Source organism: Streptomyces katrae (assembly GCF_000966975.1).
Lineage (GTDB): Bacteria > Actinomycetota > Actinomycetes > Streptomycetales > Streptomycetaceae > Streptomyces > Streptomyces katrae.
In genome coordinates, this window is sequence record NZ_JZWV01001546.1 from 1 (window position 1) to 2,142 (window position 2,142).

Genomic DNA, 2,142 nt, shown 5'->3' on the forward strand with positions numbered 1-2,142 from the left:
CCTCCAGCATGCGCGCACGGGCCGTTCGCCGCCTGCCGGGCGCAGCGGGCGGCGACGGCGCAGGTCAGGAGGTGCGGTGCAGGCCGGCGCGGAGGATGTGGAGGCTGACGACGAGGACCCAGACCGGGAAGACGATCTCCACCCACGGCACCCCCGACCCCAGCACCAGCAGGGCCAGCCCGGTCGCGAAGCCGAGCACGGCCAGCGGGCGGGGGAAGACGCGGAGCCTGCGGCCGATGGCCGAGGTCGAGAAGACGAACACGGCCGCCATGCGCAGGGCGTACGTGGACAGCACGGTGTACGCGAAGGGCCGGCCGAACCCGGAGGGTGACCCGGACTCGCTCAGCACGGTCCCGGCCGCCGCAGCGGACACGAAGAGGGTGGCGACGAAGATGAACCCGCTGCCCAGGAACACCGTGGCGAAGAAACGGTCCTCCACCGCGCCCGAGTGCTCCCGCAGCGCCCCCATGAACCACAGGAAGAAGATCCCCGCGAAGGGGACGATCTCCAGCGCGAGCCGCACGGCCCAGCGCCGGTCCGGGGGGACGGCCGCGTCGGCCGGGCTCCCGGAGGGGATGGCGGTCCGCATGAGCACGATCGCCGCCGCGACCAGCACGGCGAACATCACACCGGCCGTCCCGGCGGCCCGGGGCGTGCGCAGCCGTGCGGAGGTGGGATCGTCCATGCCTTCAGCAGGCCCCGGCGGCCGTGGCCGCGCCACCCCGGGGACCCGACGGGGTGAACGGCCGCGGCGGCGCCGGCGGGGGCGGTCCGGCCGGCCGGCGGCTCAGCCCACGGGCTCCGGGACCTGTTCCTGCGCCGGGGCCTCGGCCCCGTCGTGGTTGCCGTACCAGGCCACGGCGACGGCACCGGTCACCGCCAGCACGAAGCCGGCGACCGCCAGCCAGGCCAGCCCCGGGCGGGAGGCGTCGCCCAGCCACAGCACGCCGATCGCACCCGGGAGCACCGTCTCGCCGACGACCAGGGCGGCCGTGGCCCCGTTCACCGAGCCGATCTGCAGGGCGACGGTGTGCAGGTACATGCCGCCGACACCGGCGACGAGGATCGCGTACAGCGCGGGGTCGGTGAGCAGCGTGCCCAGGTCGAAGGGGTCGATCCCGTCCAGGACGCGCACGCCCACGCCCAGGGCGCCGAAGGCCAGGCCCGACAGCAGACCGGCGAGGATCGCGGCGCGCGCGCCGAGGAACCGTACGGCCGCCGTGCCGCCGACGATGATCAGCAGGGTCACCGCCAGCAGCCACCAGTGCGTGGCCATCGGGGCGTGGTGGTCCCCCTCGTGCCCGGCGGCGGTCGCGAGCAGCACCAGCGCCGCGCAGACCACCCCGATGGAGGTCCATTCCTTGCGGCTCAGGCGGATGCCCAGCATCTTCACACTCAGCACGGCCGTGATCACCAGGTTGGCGCTGATCACGGTCTGGGAGAGGAAGAGCGGCAGCAGACGGGCCGCCAGCGCTCCCAGCCCGAAGCCGACGAAGTCCAGGATGGTGCCGACGATGAACTCCCAGGTCATCGCCGCCTTGGCGGTGGACGTCAGGTTCGGGCCGCCGTGGGCGGTCACCCCGGCGGCGGCCGGCGACAGCCGGGCGGCGCGGCGCGAGCCGACGGCTTGCAGGACGGAGCCCGTCCCGTAGCAGATGGACGCCGCGACAGCGGTCAGCAGGCCTATGAGCACAGAGGGCTCCGTTCAACGTCTGGCAGGTAAAGCGGTACCTCTGCCAGACGTCGGATCGGGCCGCGGAGTTGCCTCCGCAAGAAGGTTCGTTGACCTTTTCTTTGCCGTCCGCCGCGGCGCCGCCGTCCGAGCGTCTCGATCCCCGATGTCTGCGTCGACCATTCGGCCCGCCCCGAGGGCTGCTCCGCTCAGCGCCTCAGGGCCAGGGACGTCAGCTGCGCCACACCCCATACGAGCGGTACGCAGCCCGCCAGGAGTGCGCCGGCCCGCAGGCCGGCGGCCGTCCGCAGCACCGCGCCCGGGGTGCCCAGCTCGGCCAGCGCCGCCCGGGCGGGGCCCCGCGCCTGCCGCGATTCGACCGCGGCGGTGAGCAGGGAGGCGGCCGCGCAGAGGGCCACGAGCGCGGCGGCCGGTCCGGTCAGCGGCCCCAGCGGGGCGGGCGTCACGGT

The 2,142-nt window shown here is 74.7% G+C and carries 2 protein-coding genes and 1 pseudogene; all 3 read right to left on the reverse strand.

The window, feature by feature from the left end; all coding sequences use genetic code 11:
• Window positions 1-64: 64 nt before the first annotated feature.
• Window positions 65-685, reverse strand: coding sequence for a hypothetical protein (locus VR44_RS39050; RefSeq protein ID WP_045952438.1), 621 nt, complete (start codon window positions 683-685; stop codon window positions 65-67).
• Window positions 686-787: 102 nt separating this feature from the next.
• Window positions 788-1,693, reverse strand: coding sequence for a DMT family protein (locus tag VR44_RS39055; protein ID WP_045952439.1), 906 nt, complete (start codon window positions 1,691-1,693; stop codon window positions 788-790).
• 188 nt (window positions 1,694-1,881) lie between these two features.
• Window positions 1,882-2,142 (reverse strand): annotated as a pseudogene (locus VR44_RS39060) (hypothetical protein); the annotation flags it as partial.

Coding starts and splice junctions, on each gene's coding strand:
- VR44_RS39050 (WP_045952438.1), bottom strand. CDS start 685: ATGGACGATCCCACCTCCGCACGGCTGCGCACGCCCCGGGCCGCCGGG.